This window comes from Corynebacterium sp. HMSC073D01 (assembly GCF_001815555.1).
Lineage (GTDB): Bacteria > Actinomycetota > Actinomycetes > Mycobacteriales > Mycobacteriaceae > Corynebacterium > Corynebacterium glucuronolyticum.
The window spans coordinates 76345-76556 of the sequence record NZ_KV821085.1 but is presented as its reverse complement, the minus strand read 5'-3'; positions in this window follow the sequence as shown (position 1 = coordinate 76556).

Here is a 212-nt window from a genome sequence, read left to right as displayed (position 1 = left end):
ATCTGCCCCGCACCTGCGGGGATGAGCCCCCATCATCGGGTTTGATAAGAATCTGGTCGACATCTGCCCCGCACCTGCGGGGATGAGCCCTCGGAAATTGTTGGGGCAATGGGAACCACACGATCTGCCCCGCACCTGCGGGGATGAGCCCCTGCCTCCCTCAGCGCCTTTCCGACGAGGCCGATCTGCCCCGCACCTGCGGGGATGAGCCC